Here is a 21896-nt window from a genome sequence, read left to right as displayed (position 1 = left end):
CTAACAAACATGCGCTAAAAATAGAAAAATAGCGCTCTGGGACACCCATTTTTAACTAAAAAAAATCACAACTATTTGAATATAAATAACTTATGAATATTGACTTTTAAAATTGTCGAAAACAGGAGTAGTGTAAGTCCTCCATAAACAATCATTTCCGTATTTTTATTTTGTTCGTTTGCTTTATATGCCAAAATTCCAAATCCGATTAATGCCATAAAACGGACTAATTGATAAAATCCATACGGCATATCCAATAGACATAAAAACAGTACTATTGCTAAAACAATTTTTATTATTGTTTCGCTATTCTTCATTGTTTTGCTTAAAGCTGTCGAGTGTTTCAGCATCAATTTCGCTTATAAGTTCAAATTCATTTGAGATATGTGTGTCAAAAAAGTCTTCTTGAAGTCTCGCTAAATAGGAATCGCTAATAATATCTTGTTCTAAATAGTCCTCGAAGTCAGGATTTTTTTCTAAAATGGGTTTGTTTTCAATCTTTAATTTTGAACGAATAACCTTGAAAAACTTAATTTCACTATACTCAATTTTATTATCAGCTTTAATGGTTTCAATTGCAACTTCAATTAATTTTAGTTCGTTGGCTTCTGATAGTACAGAAGTAGTAAGTTGATTAAAATAATCTTTTAAAAATTGTTGACCGTCTCTATTTATGGCTATTAATAAATTTTCCATTTCTGAATTAATATCAATTTCACCAAAAGTCTTTTTTTCCTTGTGTAATCGCTTTATCAATTTTACTTCACGTTTATCAATATCACCATCACAAGCCATACAGGAAAACGCAGTCTTTAATAATAATTGGTCAAAGTTTATTGTTTCCATATTAATTGTTTTTAAAACCTATACTTGGTCGTTCATTTGTGTTTTCCGCTAAACCTTCCATTTTTGCTTTTATAGCTATGTAACTGTTTAATTCTTTAAGAGAAATAGAGGGTCGATTATTTGTAATAGTTTCTAATAAGATTTCTTTTGAAATTCTCGACTTCATTTTTAGTGCTTTTCTTGAAGCTTCGTCACATAGGAACTTTATATCGCTTGAAACATAGTTTTCTGTTGCTTTTGCGAAAACTGAATAATCTAATCCAACTTCTCTAGGTCGTTTGTCTAAATACAATTTAAACATTAACTCACGAGCTTCAAAGTCTGGTGGTGGCAAATAGATTACTTTATCTAAACGACCTGCTCTTAAAATGGCTGGGTCGATTGAATTTGGTCTGTTGGTTGCACCAATAATAAAAACGCCATCATCTCCACAATTATTCATTTGTGCTAAAAATTCATTTACAGCACTTGTATTCATATGATTCACGCTAGAATTATCACGATTTGGAACTAATGCGTCTAATTCATCTATAAAAATAATGCTTGGTGCATTTTCTCGAGCTTCATCAAAAAGGTTTTTAATATTTTCTTGTGAAGCGTTAACAAATTTACTTTGAATGTCAGAAGGTTTTATTTGATAGAAATTAAATCCAATTTCTTCTGCCATTCGTTCTGCAAAAAATGTTTTTCCACAGCCTGGTGGACCATACAACAACATTCCGTTTGGAATAGTCAAACCATATTCAGCATATCGCTCTTTTTCGTTTAAAGCATCAATAACATCTAATTGTATCGTGTCTTTTAACTCTTGCATTCCTGCAATTGCTGAAAATCCTTGCCCATTTTTTATTTCTTTGAGTTTTGGTTTTGTCTTTTCCTGTGGTGAAGAAAGTTGTTGAACTCCTAATTCTCCATTAATAGCTTGAATAAATACCTTTATACTCTTAAAACGGTTTTCTGAATTTGGTTGTAAAGCTTTGGTTATGATGTTTTGTGTTTGTTCATCTATATTTTTTTCAAACTTTAACGGCTTCTTACGTTCTTCCAAAACAGCATCTTCTAACTTTATTTTATCTGATTTGTATTTTGAAATTTCTACAAACCAAGGTGGTAAACCAAAAAGTAAATGATAATACAAAGCTCCAACCGAAAATACATCACTTTGTACAGAAAAGACTTTATTGAAATTTTCGTTAGCTTGATAAAATGGATTTAATCCCTCTTTTAAAAAGTCCTTGTTCGATTGGCTTAAATATCGAGCGTAGCCAAAGTCAATAATCTTGGGAACTGTTACTTTACCCGATAAATCTGTCATAATATTCAGGTTCGTAATATCATTGTGAATGATTGGGTTTTCAAGATTATGCAGGTAATTCAATCCATTTAAAACACCTGAAATAATATCTTTTGCTTCATAAGTATTGAAAGTTTGCTCACGCTTCATTTTTTCCGCTAAAGTTTCACCACTAATAAAATCGAGAATTACAAAAGCATATTTTTGATTTTCTAAAAGTAATTTTCCATTATTGCTATACTTTACCAAATTTGGATGCGTGATTTGCTTTAGTATTTCAATTTCTAAAATATCTCCTTTATCATTAAATTGTGTTCTGTCTAATTTTGAGTAAGCAAAAAGTTTTAAGAGTTTCGTTTTTCCTTCTTGGTCTTTTACACGATATGTTTCTGCGTAACTTCCTTTTTTAAGAAAGAAGGTTACCTTGTATTTTTCGTCAATTGTTTGACCTTTGGATAATATGTAATTGGGTTTATTCATTAATTGTCCAATTTTTTAAACGATTCATTCTCTAAAAGTGACTTCATTTGCATAATGGCTACTTTATTGAGTTGAACCAATCTGTCTTTTTGAGTTAGTCCTTGTTCAATCAGTAAAGCATTGATGCTTTCCATATTACTCAAAACCACCAATTGTTCAATACTTGCTTCGTCACGCATATTTCCTTTTGAGCTAGGATTTTCTACTTTCCATTGCTTTGCTGTAATTCCAAAAAGAGCGACATTTAATAAATCTGCTTCATTTGCGTATACAAAGTTGATTTGCGATTTTGAAATAAGATTTGGCACTATGTTTTCTTTGATAGCATCTGTATGAATCTTGTAATTAATTTTAGAAAGTGTCCTTTGCAAGTTCCATTCTAAATTTAATCGCTCGTTTTCATCATCTTTTAGACGTTGAAACTCCTTAATCAAGAATAATTTGAAAACAGGACTTATAGCAGAACCAAATTCAAAAGCAATATCTTTATGAGCATAAGTACCACCATACTTGCCTTTTTTAGTATAAATACCTTTTGCATTTGTAGTTTCAACCCATTTGCTAGGACTTAAAACAAAACTTGGTAAACCTGCTTCCATTTTAAAGTGGTCGAATTCGACCACTTTAAAATCTGGATTGTATAATTGCTCCCAAGTACCTAAAAACTCAAGTGTTGTTCTTGTTCTTATCCAATTCTTAATAATATCAGCAGCTCTACCACTTCCATCTTTTGCATTTGCCATATCTGTAATGCAGATATAATCAGAATCTTTTGCAATGGATAGATTGATTACCGAACCTTGAACTTCTATTTGCTTTGTTTTCGCCATTTAAAATGCTTCGTCAGAATTACTAGGTTTGGTGCTAAAATTACCATCTTCCTGTAATATCAATTCATAACTTAATTCTGCATTGGTTAGATTTTGAGGTTTATCCTTGCTAAAGGATTCATTTGCAATAAAACCTCCTTTTAAAATGCCACAATCTACCTTTTTGATAATTTTGTTTGGATTCCAACCTTTACCATAGTAAAAAAACGCTTGATAAGTACCATTAGGAAATTGAAATTTATAGGTATCTCCAGCTTTAATAAATGTGTGCCTAAATACTTTATCATCTTTTTTAATAGTAACCATTACATCTGAGTTGTAAGGTGTTTTTACAGATATACCTGCACAACCCCGTTCAGAACAAGGTTTATTGCTACCGAAACAGTATGAATAAGGTGTCGAACCTGTGTTTAATGAATTGTTGATGTATTTATTGTAAATAGCCTTTTCTTCGCGTTCCTTTTTTAATGTTATTTCTCTTTCAATACGTTCAGCTTCTTCTTGCTTTTCAATTTCAAGCCTTTCTTGTTCTTGCTGAAAGGCAAGTTCATCAGCTTCTTTTTTTAGCTTAGTTTCAAGTTCAATTCTTTGTACTTCTTCTTGTGCTAACCGTTTATTTCTTTCCACATCACTTTCGCAAGAAGTAAGAATTATGATGGAGCAAAATATTATAATTATTTGTTGAAATTTCATATTAAATATTTATTAGCCTACTAAAACATTATTATCTCCACTAGGCACTTCATCTTGTGGCAACAAATTAAATAATGAAATTAATATTTGCCTCAACTCTTCTGCATCAGGATTTTCAGATATTTTACTAATTCCGCTATTTATTAATTGTCTTGCTTTGTTTGAATCTTTCCAACTGTAGTTTCCGAAATTTTCATTGAAGTTTCTTAACATTCCTATTAATTGATAAATGAAAGTTAAATCAAAAAACAGCCTGTTTATTTCTTCTAAGAGAATATTACCAATTTTAACGTCTTTAGCTTTTATAACCTCTTCTAGTTGTGAACGTAATTGATTGACTAATTGATTAGTCTTTTCGTTTCCTAAATCCGAATTGGCTTTTTCTAGCTTGTAAAATTCTTCTTTTAATTCCTCTTCTAATTTTGGCCATTCAGTTGTTTCGCTTAACTCGTCAATAGCTTTTAATGATTTTCTTAAATTCGTTAAAACTTCTTGCTTTCCATCAACATCATTTTTATTGTTCTCAAATGACTTTTCAAGTTTCTTTAATTCAGATTCAATTTTTTGAAGTTTTCCAACATCAGAGTTTCCTTCTTGCATTAATTCTGTCACACTTCCTTTAGCCTTTCTAATTTCATTTGCTAACCAAGTAGTTTCAATAGATGTTTTTGTACTATCTACCTCAATTTCCGTTGTGTAATCTAAATATGGGAAATAGGCTGTAACTGTTATCTTTTCAGACCTATCAATATTTACAGTTAAATCAACATCTTGATTTTCGGGAAGTAAAGAAGGTAAATCTGCACCGCTAATTAAAATATCAGTAACGTGTTCATTATAAATAGCTCTTGTGCCTTCAGATGCGTGTTCTCCTTCATATACAGGAATTTTGATAAAATCAGAGTCCATTCCTGGGCGAATTTGATTTTGTGTTTTCAATCCATTTAAAGTTCCAACTGCTGGAATAGTCTGATTTTTCTCTAAACCTTTAATTGTTTTGAAACGTACTTTTCCTGTTGATTTATCTTTTAATTCAATACCAAAATTGTAAGGAAGAGTTGCACTTCCAATTTTTGAGCCTTGAATTACGCTAAAATTTGAAGGCTCACTTTCTAAAATATCTCCTTTGTCGTTATATAATACAACATAAAAAATGTTTGTTTTGCCTTCGTTCAATTGAATTTCTACAATTTCGCCAATAGTATTTATTTCAATTTTTCCACTAGACCAAGCTTTATCTCCTCTAGTTACTTCTGCAAATACTTTTTTAGGTATTTCGCCTTTTGTCTTATCAGCTAAAATTTTAATTGGTACAAATTCTTCTGTTTCTACTGTTGAAGATTCGTTCGCTATTTCTAACTGAATTTTAGTTTTATCTCTTGTTTGTTCTCTTACTTCTTCTGAAACATCAACTGTTGAAGCATACAATGCAGCACCTTTTGAAACTACTGTCATTGGGTCTGCACTTGTATCTGGTTTACAAATTTGTATTTCTAACATTTCTCGTAATACAGGCGAAAATGTTGGTCCACCAACAAGTATTAACGAATCTAAAGACGAACCTTTTAAATTATTTCTTTCTAAAAGATTTTTACTAACATCAATTGCTTTTTGAAAAACAGGCGAAAGAGCATTTGATATGTCAGTTTGTGTAACAGTAATATCTAATTCAATTTCTTCTCCTTCATCATCTTCGCCAAGGTCTCCCAAATCAGATAAAATATTATGAGTTTCCTTAAAAGAAAGAGCAACTTTAGTTTCTTCTGCGAAAAATTTCATTGCGTTTCGCAAAATTTGTTTTTTTGTATCATCTGCTAAAACAGAATCAATAACAAAAGTTTCTTGTATGTATGGTATAATAATTACATCTACAATTGCAAAGTCCAAATTTTTACCACCAAGATAGTTGTCTCCTTCGGTATCAATCACTTTCATAATACCTTCCTCAACTTTTAAAAGTGCTGCATCAAAAGTTCCGCCACCAAAATCAAAAACGAGCCAAAACCCATCCTTTTTGTCAGAATCTAAACCGTAAGCCATAGATGCTGCAACAGGTTCTTGTAATAATTCAATATGGTCAAAACCTGCTAATTTTGCTGCTTCTCTTGTTGCTTCTTTTTGATTGTTTTTAAAAGCTGCTGGAACAGTAATAACAATTGAATTTACACTTTCATCTTTTACAAAAGATTTTAAAGTCTTTAAAACCTCTGCTGATAATTCTTCAGAAGTTAAATCTTTTTCAAGATTTGAACTTGAATAGGATTTGTCACTTCCCATTGTCCTTTTGAACTCGATATATGAATTGGAATCAGAATCATTCCAAGTTTTCATAGCTCTAAGCTTATCTCGTTTTAGAGCATTATAAGCACTATCTCCAACTTGTATCGCTTTCTTTTTGTTTATGTAAACAGCAGAAGGCATTGTATCCTTTAAAGTATCCGTTTTTTTAATGGTTGCTTCTCCATTTTCCATTCTTGAAATTGCGGAATTTGTGGTTCCTAAATCAATTCCGTAGTCAATTTTTGTTCTTGTCATTTGATTTTTTTTATTCGCCTACGCTTACTTCTATTTGTGCTGCTTGTATCATTTCGCCTTTGAAGTTTACTTGTGGTTTAATAATTCTTGATATAATTTGTTTTCCTGTTTCTAAATCTTCGCTAGGTGTGAAATTTGCAGTTACTTTCATTCCTTCATTATATTCTTTACCTAACATTTCTACTAACTCGTAACCATTTGATGCAAAGTTGTCTTGAATACGTTTAACGGAAGAGCCTAATTGTTTTAATCCTTTTGTGCTCTCGTCCATTCTACTTAAATTCTTTTGAATTCTTATTACTTCATCTGCCACTTTTAAAGCCAATGAATGGTCTGCTTTTTCGTTTGAAGTTGTTGCTTGTACTTTGGTTTCTTCTTTTTTTAGTTTTAATTGTGTTTCTAAAACTTCTACCAATTTGTTATCCAATTTCACACTTTCTTCTTCTAAAGCAGTTTTAGTATTCTTGATTTGGGTTTCAACATCTGTTTTACTTGATTGTATACGCTTGCCTAATAACCAATAAACCAAACCACCTAACAAAAGAGTTGCCAAGGTTGCAATAATCCAATACAAGCGATTTTTATCTAAATTACTATCCAATTCAGAAATTTTAGAGTTTGCGTTTTCGCCTGTTTGTTTGATTTTTGTTCCTAATTCTGTTGAGTTGGTTACAATATTTTGGCTGTTGTATTTTATCAGTTGATTTAAACTATCAATTATAATTTCTTGTTTTTCTGATTTGAGGTTTAGTGTTTCCAAACCCTTTTTTTGTTGATTTAGAATGTATTGTTGATTGTTTAGTTTTTTTGTCAAAGAATTTATTTCTTGTCTTTGCTGAAAAACATTATTTTTTATAGTTGGTATTTCCTTAACCAATATAGAATCTTGTTGCTGTTGAGCAAAAAGATTTGATGCTCCAAAAATCAGAGCTATGAGTAACATTTTCTTCATTATTTTTTGATTGCTTTAATAAATTGGTCTAATCCTTTTCGAATTATGAGGTTAATATTTTGTTTGTTCTTTAACTTTTCAACCAAACTTGGCGAATATTTATAGTAGAATTTGATAAAACGTCTTCCAACTATGGTTCTACTTAAACAGCCATCTCTAAAATTTCGTAATTTCATTACTTGTGGATGGTCGTAATCTCCATAAGCCATTGTTGCAATGTAGCAACCTTTATCAGTTGCACTACTGATAGTTGAACCAACTTTTTTTGCTGTAGATTTTGCTTGAGCTGCTCTTACGTCTTTCCAATAGCATATATGTTTTACTTGGTTTATTTGAATTGGTCCAAGTTTGCTAAATAAGAAATCTACGAGGTTTTGATATTCCGAAACCTTACTTTGATTTGAGCAATTCCTTATTGTAGCAATGTCACTTAAGCTTATCTCACTACTAACACGCTCAACAACTTTAGACCAATTTAGACAGCTTGTTTTCATTTTATCAACTTTAGAATAATTGATGCTCTGATTATATGGCATATTCATTCTCATTGAAGAAACTTGGGCATCAATTTCACTAATAGCTTTGTCATAAGCTAACTTAATAGAACTCAATACTGCAATAGCTTGATTTATCTCTCGGTCTTTCATATCAGCAAGTGAAGCAAGACTATCTTTTGCTCTATCTTTTGTTAATTTACCGACAGCAATTCTATCTGCGATTTTTGTTAACTTTTGAGCTTGTTCTAAATAGTTATCACTAGAATCATTTTCTAGACTTTCGTTGAAATAATCAATTCCACATTGCATTATTTCATTTGCTAATTGGTCAGCAATTGTTTTATATTTTAAGTCAGTAATTCCAAGTAATGATTGTAGCGTTACTAAGTCATCTTTACAGTTTGAAGCTAAGTTTAGTCCAAATTGGTAGGCATCAATTTTGTTGTCTTTTCTTTTGTTTTTACTGCTGGAAATTTGGCTTTCAATATTGTGTAGTGGTTCTTCTGTGAACTTTTTTGAAAGATAATTTTGAGTAGAACCATTGCAATTACTAAATAATTGTAATGTTTCAGAACTAGAATATTGGTTTTTGAATTGCGTTAGCAATTCATCAACTAATTTTTCTATTTGTTTTTCATTGTCAATCGTATAGGTTTCATCTGCAACAGAATGGACAAAGTTCTCAAAGTATTCAGACTCTATAAGTTTAATTTTGGCTTCAATTCCTTCTTTAATCTCGTCTTGGGTTTTGCTTAATAATTTATAAGTTCCTAAATTATTAAAAGCCGAAAAGTTCTTAGAATTTACATCTTTGTTTTGAGTTACTTTCTCCCAAATTTCAATTGCTTTTTCCTTGTCTCCGTTTTTTAGGTAGTCAATCGCAGTATTGTCAAAAGGATTTGCATTTAAAAACCAAAATAGAGCATAATTTACTTTATCTTGGTTTTGCTCAATAGTTGAGAAAGCTTTATCTATTGAATCTTCGGTTCTGGTAATGCCATTTAAAGCTTGAAAATCGTAATCAGAATTTATTTCTTTACCAACCTTTGAGTAGGCTTTTATTTTCGTCTTTTGCTTTTGTAATTCTCTTTCAGTAGCGTTTGAAAGAATACCTGCAATTCGGTAAGGGTTATTTTGGATTAGCTCCATATTTTTTCGGTTGGTTTTAAGTCTATCAAAATACGTTCTTTTTTTTAATTCAGATTATGGTGTTCCTCATTTTGTTCAAGCGTTGGCAAAAAACAGCTCTTTTGGTTTTTTTAGCGTTGGCTTATGTGTTGGCAAAAAACCAAATGTGCTGTTTGTGCGGTTGGCTTTTCAGCTTGCTTACAACACAGATTAAACCAACAATATACCACTTTCCCACAAAAAACCTCCAAAACGCTTCATTTTTTAAAAACGTTAAAAGCAACCAAGGCCCCAGCAAAACCGATAACTCAACCCTTTAAAAACCCAAGTACAAACGACTGCAAACACTTACAAACGATTTTAAACAACTAACTACCGAATACAATTTACAAGCCATCGCATCTTTGCCCTGTTGGATTGAACGAGTGAGATTCAACCTATTAAAACCTTATCTTATGTCTACGTTAAGAAACAAAGTACAGTTAATCGGCAACTTGGGTAACGACCCAGAAATCGTGAAATTGGAGTCTGGCAAGACGCTCGCCAAATTTTCAATAGCCACCAACGAGAGCTACAAAAACGCTAAGGGCGAATTGGTCAAAGACACCCAATGGCACAATGTGGTGGCCTGGGGCAAGACCGCTGAGGTCATCGAGAAATACCTTACCAAGGGTAAAGAGATCGCCATCGAAGGCAAATTGACCTCCCGCTCCTACGATGATAAAGAAGGTGTGAAGCGCTACATTACTGAAGTGGTTTGCAATGAGATGGTCATGTTGGGCGCCAAGTAATCCCAGCGCCTGAGTGCAAACAAAAAATCCGAATCCGAGGCTAATGCTGGAGATTTGGATTTTTTTGGTTTTCCTTAATTTGAACCCAATTCGATTTTTAATATAGCTATATGCTTTATTCTAAATGCGGACCCTCTTAAGTAGGATGGATTGCGGGTTTCAAGGGAAGTGATTTTACCAGACAGCTTGTTGTACGCTAAGGCTACATGCGCTGTAAAACTGAGACTTCCGAAGCTTCTGGAGCCATAAGTTGGCTTTAACTAGCAATACATCAAATGGGATTTTGTGCGTAGGTTGTTAATAATTCACTCATTCTTTCTTTGGGATATTGCCAGTTCAACATTTTATTCGGCGAACTGTTGAGTCGGTTGTTCAAATCTCTAAACGGCATGTTCTCAAAATCCCTAAATTCATAGTTCCAATCCTCAAGATACGGCAAACAGTTGTTTAAAGAGCCACTTACACTGCGGTCGTTATTGGTTTCGCACAATGCAATGCCACCAATTATTTTTTCAATCAATTCAAATTCGGTTATAATGCCGTCGTAGATTAATTGAGAATATAAAGTTTCTTTGAAAATAGTCTCTATATTTTTCAAATCCGACTTTTTTACATCAGGTAAAATGAGAAGGTATTTAGTGAGTTTATTGATGATGAGCCAGCACTTTTTATGACTAACATAAAATAGAGTAGCCGTCCAAGCTCCCAAATATTCAGTGTCTTTGTCGTTATCTTCAGCTATGGATTCTTTCGTTACTTTTTCAAGTTTTCGAGTTGTATAAATTTTCGTTTGATTCATGAAATTGATTTTTGTGTGTTCTGCTCGGAGTTAAATCCCTCCAGAGGGTTTTATTCCCCAAGGCTTCCCTAGAAATACAAAGAACACCTTTCAATTCATACCTTGTGGGCTTGCCCCGAGATTTTTGATTAAAAGACGCCAGTGTATGAAACGGAACTGATTTTTAAGCACAGATCTTCAGTTTACAACTTAGCATTATTTTTCGGTTAGCCTTAGTATAAGCACTAAAAATGCTATGCTTCATGCCCCAGAGCTATTTTTCCGCAATTGTCATGACTTTTTCCAATAATGCTGGTAAACCGCTTGGATTGATACTATCGTTGTTCCAAAAACTCAAGACACAGCTGAGGTAGTTCCCTCTTATTTTTTCTGAAACGTAATAAATAGTCAAATTTTTTCCGCCCGACATCGATGCCAAAAGTGAGGTCACTCCTGTAAAGTCATAATATACTTTTTTAGCTTGTGTTGGCACGCCTTCAAATACAATATCAACGACTACTTCAGAAATCACTTTTCCGCCATTCTTGATTTTAGTGGCTTTTAACTGATTTTGGATGAATAAATCGGCACTTGCTTTGGTGTCGTGTACAGACCAATTCATCTGGCCGTAGTAAGGACATTGAATATTGTTAATGTTCATCCAGTTGCAATTGCCACCCAATGCAATCGCTCGGCCTGCAAAATTGATTGTATCCGTTTGCATCGCGCTAAAACAGCTTTTTGGAATCTTGTCATTTGAAATCAGCGCGATCATTTTTCGTTCAAATGCTGGATTTTGTGCTTCGTAATACCCAAACCAAAACACATCGATAAAGTTGTCTTTGTTTTTGACAAAGTAATTGACACTAACAGAAACCAAGCCTTCATCAAACGTCTCGCGCGTGATGACACGGTAATTATCGAAATCAAGTGCCCTATCAATTTCTTTCTCGTCCTTTTTTTTGATCTTGTATTTGCGATAGGCTTTTTTAAGGTTTTTTTCGTTGAAATTTGAATACAGGGTCTCCTTTGTGAAATCTATGCCATCAACGTTGAAAAATGTAATGCCGCCATTCTCAATTGCTCGTAGGCGATTGAAAAGCGCTTCGTCTTGCGCAAAACTCATCTCACAAACGCTAACTAAAACCAAGATTGAAAGTGTTTTCAACATCTATTCTGCAATTGTGAAGGTGTAAAATGGTTTTCCGTTTTGGTTCACGCCTTGAAACCAGTTTTCAGCAGTATTGGGATCCTTCATTTCAAGGCCTTCAATTGGAAAAATAGTAAATTTATTAAACCAGTTTTGCGGACTTTCACTATCCCTTTTAAAGGAAACCTGTCGCACCAATACACTGTCTTTTGCAGTGACTGTAAACGCATTGGTCATTTCAAATGGCCCCATCGAATTGCGTTTTATAACGGATGCCTTGAAATTAATGGCCTGGGTTGAATTGTTTTTCACATAGAAGCTTGTGGTTGGAAATTTTTTGCTTTCAGGAAAAGGAAACAGAATGCCACAACCTGTCAAAAAAGCTGAAACTAAAACGAGTGCAAAGATGTTTTTCATAAGTGTGGTGGACCTGGCTGTGAATGAAGCGCAACGTAAAAAAGACGCTCACTTTTCAGAATAACACATCGCCACATTTTCAATGTTCTTTTGATTGCTGATGCAGCCTACTCGCTGTCTTCTGGCAACGGCGAAATCATAATGTGCGCTTTATGTGTGCCGGGATCCATGATCCAAGGATGGTTTGGAGCCACTGGCACTTCAGGCAAACCAGTAGATTTTGATGTGGCAAAAGGCATATATACCACATAGCGAAGTTGCGCCCCGTCCACTTTTGAGGTTTCAGGATCATAGGCCGTTTTTGCGCCGTAATAGACGTGTAAAGTCGAGCCGGGAGTTATTTCAAGTTGACCAGATTTCATTTCGGCCTCACGCATTGCAAAGATTTCCTGTTCTGTCTTTCCTTCTGTTCTCAAAGCTCTTCCTCTGGCCATAAAGGGCTCAAGGTCTTTATGATAACTAGAGGCACTAAAACCGACCTTTTTGGGATCATCGGCAAGAATAATAAATTCATTATCTCCTTCTCTAAGCGTGACAAATTCACCTGCCATATTATAGCCAATGACTTTAGATTGCGCTCTGCTTTCTTTGGGCGCCGCCATTAAGGCTGTTGCAATTAAGGCCTCATCAGTATCAATGGGCTTTAATTGGGGATTGATATCATTTGAGCTACTGTCTGCCTCAGTCTCTGTGGTAGCAGATTCCTGTGTTGCCGTTTTAGTTTTGTCTGATGAATTACAAGAAATCAAAATTCCGGTAAAAGCAAGTACTGTAAAAATACGTTTCATGTTTTGTGGTTTTTTAATAGTTTGAAAATAGTCTTGTCGAGAACTAGGGCTTCAGGTTGAAATGGTTTTATGTTGCTAATTTAAATACTGTTTTTGCTGCTTTGAACTCTAAAGATAAATGTATTCTTCTGTTGAACTATGAAAAAACTGGATTTTTTGTGTTTAGGGGTTTAGTATTTCGGTGGATTCATTCAGCATTTTTTCGACGCAATGGTTTTAAGATCCAAACGAGTAAGCGATGCTGTGTCTGGCGAAGTTTATAATGATTTAGGTATCAATGCCTATTTATTCAGCCCTGATATTATGTATTCAACTTTTTTTTATTGCTAAAGAGCAGCACAAAAACGCCTATAAAAACCACGAATACGCCGGCGAAAGTGAAACCCAAATTGGTTTCTCCGTTAGCCAATCCATACCCAATACTTAATCCTATAATGAACAGGCCTACAATGCTCATCACTATTCCAATTTTACTTTTGTTCATAACTGTTTACTGTTGTTAATTTTAGGTTTTAATTTATCTTAAATGCGCTAATTTATGAATTACGATTGGCTTTTATCATGGCGCGGGCTTTTGGGAAGACGCTAATCTTTCGTTTCTATATTCCATTCAATTGTTTTTAATCTTTCGGCCACTAATTTTAAGGTGTTCATTATTTCATTCTCAGATGGAAATTCCCCAAAAACCAATTCCTTGAAACTGGTTTCATAAGTGTCTTTGATTTGATTCCAAGTGTTTTCAGTTTCTGAAAAAAGTATGGTGTTTATGGGATGGTTTGATAACCAACTATTATTGTTTTTAAAACTTATCACATCTTCATTTGCGACCTTTAAAAGCATTACATCAAAAGCTTTTGAATTGAAAAACGAGTTAAGTTCATCGTCTTTTAACATCATATGTATATCGTATGTGTGTCTAATCTTATTCCTCAAATCAGTTATTGGTTGTTCTGTTTGAGAAAAACGGACCAAACTCATCAGCTTTTCACATAGCGTTCTTTCAGTGCTTAATACTAAAACTTCAAAAGGATGCATTCCGTATTGAACAATTATATCTTGTTGGTAAGCCTTCAACATCATTTCATAAATATAAGACGAAACTGTTCCTTTAGTATACTGCTCAAAATGTCCAAGCCAAGTAGATTCTAAAATAATAGTGTCTCTTACGTGTTCAAAATCTCCATCAAAACTCTTTTCATAACTGTGAGCCGTTTTACGTATCATTCCCATTTTATGAGTTATGCCGTCAATTTCTATCTCAGGAATGACTTTAGAAACACATTTTGAAATCTTTTTGAGTTTGGATTTGAGTTGATTATTGGTCTCTCCATCTTTTCTTAAAACCACTAAATCAATATCTTCTGAAAATCGGTCGATTAGCTGATTACATTTGGATAGTGCAGTGCCTCCTTTAAAAACCGTTTCTTTCCCAATCTCATTGTTGAAAATGCTGTGTAAAGCAAGCGTTACCCAATAATCTTTTTCAATATAGATTTCCGGAATTCCCTTTTGTTGAGAAGTCGCAGTTATCGCATCTTGGAATAGTTCTTTGTTTTCATGAAGTTTCATTTCATATTCCAATTGGTTAGAGTTGGCAGTGTTTTTTTGTCAATGCCGTAATTATATTCGGAAAGTGGGTTTAGACTCTTTTTCAAGGTTTTTAATTCGATAGTCAAATCCATTTTTTCTAATAAAGCACCTAAAAAAGCCCTCACTCGAGGCGGATAAGATAAAGCACAGTCCATGAGTTGTTTTATCTCTTTTAGGCTTAGGCTTTTTAGTTGATTCGAAATAATTTTGATGCCTGCACTCTTGTCTAAATCTGGTATTTTTTTAAAGTCTTTGAGAGCATCTAAAATTTCTAATAATACGAAATTTTTATCTGTAACATCAACATAACTTTTTACAGGATTTCCTTTAATATTTCCAAGCGATACCGTTATTCGCTTATCTCTACTTGCAATTTTTATAGTTCTTGGCACTTGAGTTGTTAAACCCATTCTGTTGTACAACGAAAGACCTGTGATATAAGCAATTCTTTTATTGCTTTGGAATAAATAGGGTTTCAATAACTCTTCTTCATTGGGTTTCAACGCTCCAAAAATGCTTTGTTTAGGTTTGAAGAAAATCCCAGTTGAAACTCTTTTGATGGTCCCTTTCTCAATTAATCGTTCCATTGCTTTCGCAGCGGCACTATACTCGTTTAATTCAATAGAAAGCTGTTGGTACTTGAAAGTAGTACCTTCTTTTAATGTTTTGATTTGCGTTTCTATTTTTTGAGCGACTTTCATTGTGAAACAAAAGTACAGTATTTTAGTCATTTGTCAAGTAAACGAAACATAATACTTGACATTTTAGTGTGTTTACTGGCGATTCATTCAGCATTTTTGACCTAACAGTTTTTAGATCCAGACGAGTAAGTGATGCTGTGTCTGGCGAAGTCTATTATGATTTAGGGATCCAATTCGTCAACACAGTATTCAGCTCTGGCCTATCGGCGAGCCGAATACTTAGTTATTGTAAGTTGTTTTTTTACTTTATTTCCTTGTTTATTCGATTAACTATTCTGTCTCTTTTTCTTTCCCAAGTTGAGTTATTAAGAATGTTTTCTATATTAAAAACATTTTCAATTTGTCCTTTAAATTGAGTTAATGCTGATGAATCGTTAATTACGAATCCTTGAGTTAACGGAATTACACCTTTAATATCTTTAAAAGACATAGGTGGAATTAAGATTGGAATATGAGTGTTAGTTTTCATCCAAGTTGCTCCCATTTCACATAAACAAACAGGGCTTTGATAAAAGTTTTCTGATAAAATAAATAACACAAGTACATTATTGTCTAACTCATTTTTTATTCTCTCTAAAAAGTTATCTCCGTAGTCAATTCCATAACCATTAAAAGAAGTGCAAAATATTTGAGTACTATTTAAACCTATTGATTCCAAAATTTCTATAACTTCTTCCACAATTGCAGAATCTTTTGAAGAGTGACTGATAAAAACCTTTGTTATTGTATTATTATCTTCTAGTTCATTGTTTTCTTTGATTTCTGGAATAGTACCTAATTCTTCTTTAAATTCCTCTAGATAATTTTCTATTGATTGAATCAATGTATCAAAGCTTCTTTTATAATAGTTTCTATGAGTTTGACTATAATCTTGACCTCCAATTCTCATTCCTTGATAATGAAATTCTAAAGTATTAAGTTGCTTAACTTCTACAGATTTGTCTCCAAACAGTTTAACGAATGTTCTCTCGACTAAATTTTTCCAACTTTTAAATTTCGGATTACTATCTGATTCAGATTGAATTTCTTGTGATTTTTCAATCAATTTATTTAGTAGTTCTATTTTTCTTTCAGTCTGAATGTTCATAGGTTTTCGTTAAATAACTTACAACGTGTTTTAACACAACAATATACCACTATATCCCAAAACACATTCATCAATGCCACTTTTTTATAATCCTATATAATCCTAAGTTCCCCAACAAAACCAGCACATCCACCCAATTCAAACCCCAAGTAAAAACGACTGTAAGCATTTACAAACGATTTTAAACAACTAACTACCGAATCCCATTTAGAAGCCATCGCATCTTTGCCCTATTGGATTGAACGAATGAGATTCAACCTATCAAAACCTTATCTTATGTCTAGGTTAAGAAACAAAGTACAGTTAATCGGCAACTTGGGTAAGGACCCAGGAATTATGAAATTGGAGTCTGGCAAGACGCTCGCCAAATATTCAATAGCCAACAACGAGAGCTACAAGAACGCCAAGGGCGAACTGGTCAAAGACACCCAATGGCATAATATCGTCGCCTGGGGCAAGACCGCCGAAATCATGGAGAAATACCTGATCAAGGGCAAAGAGATCGCCATCGAAGGCAAATTGACTTCCCGCTCCTACGACGATAAAGAGGGTGTGAAATGTTATTTTACCGAAGTGGTTTGTTGTGTTTAGTGTTTTTAGTCATTACTGTTTATTTTAAATTTATTTCCGTAATTTTCGTATTTCCATAATAAAGCGTGGCACTTTCTGCACTTTTTAGCATTGGAAAATACAAGTTTACATTTCTCTTTCTTAAATCTTTAGGTTCAAAATACGATTCGTGACATTCCTTATCAGGATTTTTAAAACTTATTTTGTATTTGTCATATGCTTCATAGCATATTGGTATGGTTAAATTATTAATTCCCTCAAATTCATAATCCAAAAACGTATCTTTTATGTCTGGTTTATATCTTTTTTCTAAAGATTTGTATTTGGGTTTATTCTTAATTAATTTAATAAAATGCCATTTATCTGTCAAATTTGTATAGGCTACATCAATTGGTCGTAACCTTATGCTGTCTTGGTAATCTACAAGTGAAAATTTGTTAGCATCAAAAGATCTTTTCTTATTATCAAGCATCTCAACTCTGATTTTTATATTGTATTGAACTACTTCTTTTGATTTTGTTCTAACATTAGTCACCATCCCTAAAGATTGGCTCGCTTTTTTAGTTTTTGCATACTCAATAGTCAGGTTGTCCTCTTGAATATTAACTTGACAATAAAATATTTGCGTGAATAGGAAAGTCAATATTGTAAATCGTATGTTCATAATAGTTTATTTAATAAGGGATTTCGTTCAATAATTTTGTTTATCAAAAGTTTAAGATTGCAAATTCAGTTCTTTACGCCACATTAACCACAGCGTTTTTGTATAAGAATAGTAGGGCTGAAAAAAAGCGACTACCATTCGGTTAAACACAAGCCGAATTTTTAAATTTTTCTTATTACCTTTTTTTATCAATAAGCCAAATTTAAAAATTTGGCGACCTCGTAAAAGCGCCTTTACCATTGGGTTAAGCGACAATTGCCCTATTATTTTTATACGTTGTTAGGCATAGTACTTATCCCCTGATTTCACGTTCTAGTTCTTTTATTATTGGATATATTCTTAGAAATTGCGCCTTAGTAATAGAAGGCGTTTGTATAGTCGTGGTCGTTCCTTTAATAAATGAATGAGCATTTTCATTCCTTATTTCTTTTAGAGTTGCTAATGTCGAAGTTAGAAGTTGAATTTTACCTGATTTATCAATTTTTCTTTCTAACTTTTCTGCTTCACAAATTCCAATTGCTACTATTAACATTTTCCTAAAATGAGCATTATATTGAAATCCATAGGTGCCTTTTATAGTGTCTTTCATATATTTTTTATAGGAACTGCTTTTCAGTTTATTCCTAATTGAAAGCTTAATAATCGAATCAAAACTTTCTTCAATCCAACCACAAAGTTCTATCAAAGCTAATTTAGAATAATATATATCTTTCTTCAAACTGTAATGGCAGTTATAAAGTGATTCCATATCATCCAATGTTGATTGAATATATCCTTTTACTATCATAATGCTTGTTAACCGTTAAAAACCTCTTCTGCTCTTTCCAGACGATTAACAACCTTATCTTTTTGAGACAGCCCTTCCTTTAAACTGTCAATAGAAAACAAATCATCTCCTCTTAGAGCGCGATACCTCTCGACTACAGTATCACGTTCGAGTTGCTCTAATTGCTCAATATTTTTTGAAATTCCAATTAACAAGCCTTCAATTGTAGCTTTGCTTATGTTAGGAATCTTTTCAGATTCCAATATTTTAATATAAAGTAAATCAACAGTCCTTTCAAAAAGATGACGTTTAGAAGCCAAAAATTCATCGTCAGGATTTTTATTGTTGTCCATATACTCATTCAGGAATACAGCAAGTTTGCCATTATATTCATCAAGGTTGTCATACAATGCAAAGAAGCGAAGAATTAATTCTTCATAATTAAATCTATAAGTTTTATCTTTTTGTAGATTTAACAACTTTCTAAAGTTTTCATATTTAACTGTCTCCTTTAAAAGTGCATTTAATTTGCCGTTAAAAATACAGTTGCGAATTTCTTGATTGTTGAGTTTTAGTCCGCCGGTGTTGAGACGGTGAAATATTGTGAACAAATATTTCATATGACTTCGCTTAGAATAGTCGCAGCGTAATACTGTTACTGGAATAGTTAAGTTTTCAACTCTTTCGTAGATATCAGAATATTTATTTTTAATTACCGCCACGCTTTTTCCTGAAATTTTATCGTCTATATCTGTTAGTTTGGATAATTTCCATTCCTCATCAGTTAGAAAATTTATAATACTTTGCATTCTTTGTAAACCGTCAATTACTAATCTTTTATTTGTCTTATAATCGAGACTAATACAAATACTTGGTATTGGTAATTGTTTAATTAGTGAATCAATAAATCTTGTTTGTGAGGGTTTGCTCCAAACAATATCTCTTTGAAAGTCAGGTTGAATTTCTAATTGTTTTGTTCTATACATTCGCACCAAATCAGAACAAGACCTAAGTTCATTAAAAGCTACTATATCATTTGGGGGCAAGTCTGAGCTTGAATCATCTTCAAAAGATTTTTCATTTTCAAGTTCAAGTAAATCCTTTTCTTCCTCTGTTATATTGTCGTCTATTTCACTCATTGATAATGTTTTTTTGTATTATGCCTAACACATATTAAACCAACAATATACCACATTCCTACAATAAACTCCCATAACCCATTAGTATTTAAAAGCATTCAAAAGCGAACAAGACCTAACCAATCCGCCACATCAACCCACCCAACCCCCAACAACAACAACAACAACAACAACAATCACTTACAAACGATTTTAAACAACTAACTACCGAATCCCATTTAGAAGCCATCGCATCTTTGCCCTGTTGGATCGAACGAATGAGATTCACACTATAAATACCTTATCTTATGTCTAGGTTAAGAAACAAAGTACAGTTAATCGGCATCTTGGGTAAGGACCCAGAAATTATGAAATTGGAGTCTGGCAAGACGCTCTCCAAATTTTCAATAGCCACCAACGAGAGCTACAAGAACGCCAAGGGCGAATTGGTCAAAGACACCCAATGGCACCATGTGCTGGCCTGGGGCAAGACCGCCGAGGTCATCGAGAAATATGTGACCAAGGGCAAAGAGATCGCCATCGAAGGCAAATTGACCTCCCGCGCTTACGACGATAAAGAGGGTGTCAAACGCTACATTACCGAAGTGGTCTGCAATGAGATGCTCATGTTGGGCGCCAAATAACCCAAGCGCTTGCCTGCAAACAAAAAATCCAAATCCCATAGCAAAGGCTGGGGATTTGGATTTTTTTTGTTTTTAGATTCTAAATGTATTCTCGATTCAAATGCGCTTACTCTAAACCTGAAAACGCACATCTGTCAATTTTAAATTTGAACGTGTGTCGATGCATTTCTAAGCCTCGATCACAGTTTCCGATGAGTTTGGAAAGCTGAGTTTTACCAGCGCTATTGCTTTAACATTCTAAATTGATGTTGCCCTCGTGCGGTAACTAATTTAACGATATAAGCGCCAGCACTCAGCAGTGAGACATCCAACTGCAGCTTGGCTGTGGCGGTGTTTTCGGCATGGACTTCCTGCCCCAAAAGATTGTAAATCTTTACGGCATTGATTTCAGATGTATAGGCGATGTTCAAAACAGACTGTGTTGGCACTGGGAACACAGATAAGGCCTTTGTTTCAAAGCTATTGGTGCCTAAGGTTGCGATATTCAAAGTGAAATCCAGGGCTTGCCCAAACCCGGGATAAACCCCATAGCCACCAACATTCATTTCAATGGCGCATGGATTGACTTCTGCAATGGATTCATCATCGGTATATGTTTTTGTGACTCTAATGCGGGTGCTTCCTAAAACCGCATCTGCGGGTACCGTGATGTCCATTGTCACAGAAGCGCCATCGCTTCCTGTAGAGTTGCTAATGGTGCCAATGGGATAAATCTCGTTGGCATCATCTAAAACGTCATTTTGGTTCCAATCTATAAAGGCGACAATGTTATTGTCAAAGGCGCCTGCTGTATTGCCTTCAACCGTAATTGCGTAAGTGCCGTTTGGCGCTACATTGACGGTGGTGGATAATTTGTCAATCAAAACTGAGGTGGCGTTGGCATTCGTGATAGTGGTTTCTGCAAAACTGACTGAAGTGATTTCTTCAACCGTAGTACCCGCTGCCATTTCGCAGTAGGGACTAGGAAAGTCTTGAGCTTGCGCACCAAGCGTCAATAAGGCAATGGCTAAAGTAATTTTTTTCATGATCTTCAAAATTTGATTACCCTACAAGTTATCAAAATAATAAGCATCGACCCTAAAATCACTTCGGAATTTAGTGAAAACCTGATTTTTAGAAGCATCTGAAAGTTATAGTAAATGAGGATGCGTTAGTTTTTGTGGACATGAATGAAGTACTTTTAGAACCTAGGAACGCAAATATTTGTTCTGAAAAATACTGAAGAAATTTTCCGAATACACAGGAATCAATGCATTAATCACACCCGGTAACTGGCTTTTTGCCTGCTGCTCGGTTTTTGGTTGCATAGCGATTCCATTTTTATTCCGACGTTATTATCGTAACGGTTTCAATTAGAAATCCATTAGTCTCTCGAACTTATCCAACTTTTTATTCCTAGGGATTTCAGTCAAATGCTCAAATTCAGTCGCTCCGATATTAAAGGCGTTTTTCCTGTTTTCGACAATTTTAAAAGTCAATATTCATAAGTTATTTATATTCAAATAGTTGTGATTTTTTTTAGTTAAAAATGGGTGTCCCAGAGCGCTATTTTTCTATTTTTAGCGCATGTTTGTTAG

Annotated in this window: 23 protein-coding genes; 3 read left to right on the top strand and 20 right to left on the bottom strand. The window is 33.8% G+C overall.

Annotated features, from left to right (window positions below; translation table 11 throughout):
* Positions 1–71: 71 nt before the first annotated feature.
* Genes ESY88_RS19300 through ESY88_RS19265 form a run of 8 tightly spaced genes read right to left on the bottom strand, consistent with a single transcriptional unit; the run spans position 72 to position 9276 of the window.
* Entirely contained in the window at positions 72–317 is a 246-nt protein-coding gene (locus ESY88_RS19300; RefSeq protein ID WP_147088320.1) for a DUF6804 family protein, read from the bottom strand.
* Entirely contained in the window at positions 307–846 is a 540-nt protein-coding gene (locus ESY88_RS19295; protein ID WP_147088319.1) for a hypothetical protein, read from the bottom strand. Before ESY88_RS19295 ends, ESY88_RS19300 begins: the two co-directional genes overlap by 11 nt.
* Position 847: 1 nt before the next feature.
* Positions 848–2620 (bottom strand): AAA family ATPase, encoded by a 1773-nt coding sequence (locus tag ESY88_RS19290; protein ID WP_147088318.1) that lies wholly within the window; start codon positions 2618–2620, stop codon positions 848–850.
* On the bottom strand, positions 2620–3450 hold the full coding sequence (locus ESY88_RS19285) for a KilA-N domain-containing protein (RefSeq protein WP_147088317.1): 831 nt from the start codon (positions 3448–3450) through the stop codon (positions 2620–2622). Before ESY88_RS19285 ends, ESY88_RS19290 begins: the two co-directional genes overlap by 1 nt.
* Positions 3451–4143: a hypothetical protein gene (locus ESY88_RS19280; protein ID WP_147088316.1), complete on the bottom strand. Its 693-nt coding sequence runs from the start codon at positions 4141–4143 to the stop codon at positions 3451–3453.
* 12 nt (positions 4144–4155) lie between these two features.
* The gene (locus ESY88_RS19275; RefSeq protein WP_147088315.1) at positions 4156–6678 is read right to left on the bottom strand and encodes an Hsp70 family protein; all 2523 of its coding nucleotides are present in this window, start codon (positions 6676–6678) and stop codon (positions 4156–4158) included.
* A 10-nt stretch (positions 6679–6688) separates the two neighbouring features.
* Positions 6689–7621, bottom strand: a complete 933-nt coding sequence (locus ESY88_RS19270) for a hypothetical protein (protein ID WP_223270904.1) — start codon at positions 7619–7621, stop codon at positions 6689–6691.
* An 8-nt stretch (positions 7622–7629) separates the two neighbouring features.
* Positions 7630–9276, bottom strand: coding sequence for a CFI-box-CTERM domain-containing protein (locus ESY88_RS19265; protein ID WP_147088313.1), 1647 nt, complete (start codon positions 9274–9276; stop codon positions 7630–7632).
* 434 nt (positions 9277–9710) lie between these two features.
* Between ESY88_RS19265 and ESY88_RS19260 the strand changes: the two genes are divergently transcribed.
* A complete protein-coding gene (locus ESY88_RS19260) occupies positions 9711–10046 on the top strand; it encodes a single-stranded DNA-binding protein (protein WP_147088312.1) in 336 nt (111 codons plus the stop codon).
* Between the two features lie 271 nt (positions 10047–10317).
* Here ESY88_RS19260 and ESY88_RS19255 read toward each other — a convergent pair whose 3' ends face one another.
* From ESY88_RS19255 to ESY88_RS19220, 8 genes are all read right to left on the bottom strand, one after another.
* Positions 10318–10845, bottom strand: coding sequence for a DUF6933 domain-containing protein (locus ESY88_RS19255; RefSeq protein ID WP_147088311.1), 528 nt, complete (start codon positions 10843–10845; stop codon positions 10318–10320).
* 253 nt (positions 10846–11098) lie between these two features.
* The gene (locus tag ESY88_RS19250) at positions 11099–11995 is read right to left on the bottom strand and encodes a hypothetical protein (protein WP_147088310.1); all 897 of its coding nucleotides are present in this window, start codon (positions 11993–11995) and stop codon (positions 11099–11101) included.
* Positions 11996–12391, bottom strand: coding sequence for a putative periplasmic lipoprotein (locus ESY88_RS19245; RefSeq protein ID WP_147088309.1), 396 nt, complete (start codon positions 12389–12391; stop codon positions 11996–11998).
* A gap of 107 nt (positions 12392–12498) precedes the next feature.
* Positions 12499–13179, bottom strand: coding sequence for a hypothetical protein (locus ESY88_RS19240; protein WP_147088308.1), 681 nt, complete (start codon positions 13177–13179; stop codon positions 12499–12501).
* A 301-nt stretch (positions 13180–13480) separates the two neighbouring features.
* Entirely contained in the window at positions 13481–13663 is a 183-nt protein-coding gene (locus ESY88_RS19235; protein WP_147088307.1) for a hypothetical protein, read from the bottom strand.
* 101 nt (positions 13664–13764) lie between these two features.
* Positions 13765–14748: a nucleotidyl transferase AbiEii/AbiGii toxin family protein gene (locus ESY88_RS19230; RefSeq protein ID WP_147088306.1), complete on the bottom strand. Its 984-nt coding sequence runs from the start codon at positions 14746–14748 to the stop codon at positions 13765–13767.
* A complete protein-coding gene (locus tag ESY88_RS19225) occupies positions 14745–15470 on the bottom strand; it encodes a DUF6088 family protein (RefSeq protein WP_147088305.1) in 726 nt (241 codons plus the stop codon). Before ESY88_RS19225 ends, ESY88_RS19230 begins: the two co-directional genes overlap by 4 nt.
* A gap of 241 nt (positions 15471–15711) precedes the next feature.
* Positions 15712–16557, bottom strand: coding sequence for a toll/interleukin-1 receptor domain-containing protein (locus ESY88_RS19220; protein WP_147088304.1), 846 nt, complete (start codon positions 16555–16557; stop codon positions 15712–15714).
* Positions 16558–16833: 276 nt separating this feature from the next.
* Between ESY88_RS19220 and ESY88_RS19215 the strand changes: the two genes are divergently transcribed.
* Positions 16834–17148, top strand: coding sequence for a single-stranded DNA-binding protein (locus tag ESY88_RS19215; RefSeq protein ID WP_147088303.1), 315 nt, complete (start codon positions 16834–16836; stop codon positions 17146–17148).
* 19 nt (positions 17149–17167) lie between these two features.
* On the opposite strand, the gene ESY88_RS19210 is transcribed toward ESY88_RS19215, so the two are convergent.
* The 3 genes from ESY88_RS19210 to ESY88_RS19200 form a co-directional block, all read right to left on the bottom strand.
* Complete coding sequence (locus tag ESY88_RS19210) at positions 17168–17791, bottom strand: hypothetical protein (RefSeq protein WP_147088302.1); 624 nt, start codon at positions 17789–17791, stop codon at positions 17168–17170.
* A gap of 292 nt (positions 17792–18083) precedes the next feature.
* Positions 18084–18578 (bottom strand): endoribonuclease, encoded by a 495-nt coding sequence (locus ESY88_RS19205; RefSeq protein ID WP_147088301.1) that lies wholly within the window; start codon positions 18576–18578, stop codon positions 18084–18086.
* An 8-nt stretch (positions 18579–18586) separates the two neighbouring features.
* The gene (locus ESY88_RS19200) at positions 18587–19696 is read right to left on the bottom strand and encodes a DUF262 domain-containing protein (RefSeq protein WP_223270903.1); all 1110 of its coding nucleotides are present in this window, start codon (positions 19694–19696) and stop codon (positions 18587–18589) included.
* Between the two features lie 287 nt (positions 19697–19983).
* Here ESY88_RS19200 and ESY88_RS19195 point away from each other — a divergent pair, with 287 nt between their 5' ends.
* Positions 19984–20319: a single-stranded DNA-binding protein gene (locus ESY88_RS19195; protein WP_147088300.1), complete on the top strand. Its 336-nt coding sequence runs from the start codon at positions 19984–19986 to the stop codon at positions 20317–20319.
* Positions 20320–20540: 221 nt separating this feature from the next.
* Here the strand turns inward: ESY88_RS19195 and ESY88_RS19190 are convergent, their stop codons facing one another.
* Positions 20541–21344 (bottom strand): T9SS type A sorting domain-containing protein, encoded by an 804-nt coding sequence (locus ESY88_RS19190; protein WP_147088299.1) that lies wholly within the window; start codon positions 21342–21344, stop codon positions 20541–20543.
* Positions 21345–21896 lie beyond the last annotated feature (552 nt).

The organism is Subsaximicrobium wynnwilliamsii, assembly GCF_007997225.1.
GTDB classification, from domain to species: Bacteria; Bacteroidota; Bacteroidia; order Flavobacteriales; family Flavobacteriaceae; genus Psychroserpens; species Psychroserpens wynnwilliamsii.
The sequence above is the reverse complement of the archived record's forward strand: the minus strand, read 5'-3'. Positions and strand labels throughout refer to the sequence as shown.

Bases quoted from the DNA above. Each gene is read 5' to 3' on its own strand.
- ESY88_RS19290 (WP_147088318.1), bottom strand. From the start codon at position 2,620: ATGAATAAACCCAATTACATATTATCCAAAGGTCAAACAATTGACGAA.
- ESY88_RS19195 (WP_147088300.1), top strand. From the start codon at position 19,984: ATGTCTAGGTTAAGAAACAAAGTACAGTTAATCGGCATCTTGGGTAAG.
- ESY88_RS19300 (WP_147088320.1), bottom strand. From the start codon at position 317: ATGAAGAATAGCGAAACAATAATAAAAATTGTTTTAGCAATAGTACTG.
- ESY88_RS19270 (WP_223270904.1), bottom strand. From the start codon at position 7,621: ATGTTACTCATAGCTCTGATTTTTGGAGCATCAAATCTTTTTGCTCAA.
- ESY88_RS19265 (WP_147088313.1), bottom strand. From the start codon at position 9,276: ATGGAGCTAATCCAAAATAACCCTTACCGAATTGCAGGTATTCTTTCA.
- ESY88_RS19295 (WP_147088319.1), bottom strand. From the start codon at position 846: ATGGAAACAATAAACTTTGACCAATTATTATTAAAGACTGCGTTTTCC.
- ESY88_RS19260 (WP_147088312.1), top strand. From the start codon at position 9,711: ATGTCTACGTTAAGAAACAAAGTACAGTTAATCGGCAACTTGGGTAAC.
- ESY88_RS19285 (WP_147088317.1), bottom strand. From the start codon at position 3,450: ATGGCGAAAACAAAGCAAATAGAAGTTCAAGGTTCGGTAATCAATCTA.
- ESY88_RS19200 (WP_223270903.1), bottom strand. From the start codon at position 19,696: ATGAGTGAAATAGACGACAATATAACAGAGGAAGAAAAGGATTTACTT.
- ESY88_RS19215 (WP_147088303.1), top strand. From the start codon at position 16,834: ATGTCTAGGTTAAGAAACAAAGTACAGTTAATCGGCAACTTGGGTAAG.
- ESY88_RS19255 (WP_147088311.1), bottom strand. From the start codon at position 10,845: ATGAATCAAACGAAAATTTATACAACTCGAAAACTTGAAAAAGTAACG.
- ESY88_RS19280 (WP_147088316.1), bottom strand. From the start codon at position 4,143: ATGAAATTTCAACAAATAATTATAATATTTTGCTCCATCATAATTCTT.
- ESY88_RS19245 (WP_147088309.1), bottom strand. From the start codon at position 12,391: ATGAAAAACATCTTTGCACTCGTTTTAGTTTCAGCTTTTTTGACAGGT.
- ESY88_RS19275 (WP_147088315.1), bottom strand. From the start codon at position 6,678: ATGACAAGAACAAAAATTGACTACGGAATTGATTTAGGAACCACAAAT.
- ESY88_RS19210 (WP_147088302.1), bottom strand. From the start codon at position 17,791: ATGAACATACGATTTACAATATTGACTTTCCTATTCACGCAAATATTT.
- ESY88_RS19240 (WP_147088308.1), bottom strand. From the start codon at position 13,179: ATGAAACGTATTTTTACAGTACTTGCTTTTACCGGAATTTTGATTTCT.
- ESY88_RS19220 (WP_147088304.1), bottom strand. From the start codon at position 16,557: ATGAACATTCAGACTGAAAGAAAAATAGAACTACTAAATAAATTGATT.
- ESY88_RS19190 (WP_147088299.1), bottom strand. From the start codon at position 21,344: ATGAAAAAAATTACTTTAGCCATTGCCTTATTGACGCTTGGTGCGCAA.
- ESY88_RS19205 (WP_147088301.1), bottom strand. From the start codon at position 18,578: ATGATAGTAAAAGGATATATTCAATCAACATTGGATGATATGGAATCA.
- ESY88_RS19230 (WP_147088306.1), bottom strand. From the start codon at position 14,748: ATGAAACTTCATGAAAACAAAGAACTATTCCAAGATGCGATAACTGCG.
- ESY88_RS19235 (WP_147088307.1), bottom strand. From the start codon at position 13,663: ATGAACAAAAGTAAAATTGGAATAGTGATGAGCATTGTAGGCCTGTTC.
- ESY88_RS19250 (WP_147088310.1), bottom strand. From the start codon at position 11,995: ATGTTGAAAACACTTTCAATCTTGGTTTTAGTTAGCGTTTGTGAGATG.
- ESY88_RS19225 (WP_147088305.1), bottom strand. From the start codon at position 15,470: ATGAAAGTCGCTCAAAAAATAGAAACGCAAATCAAAACATTAAAAGAA.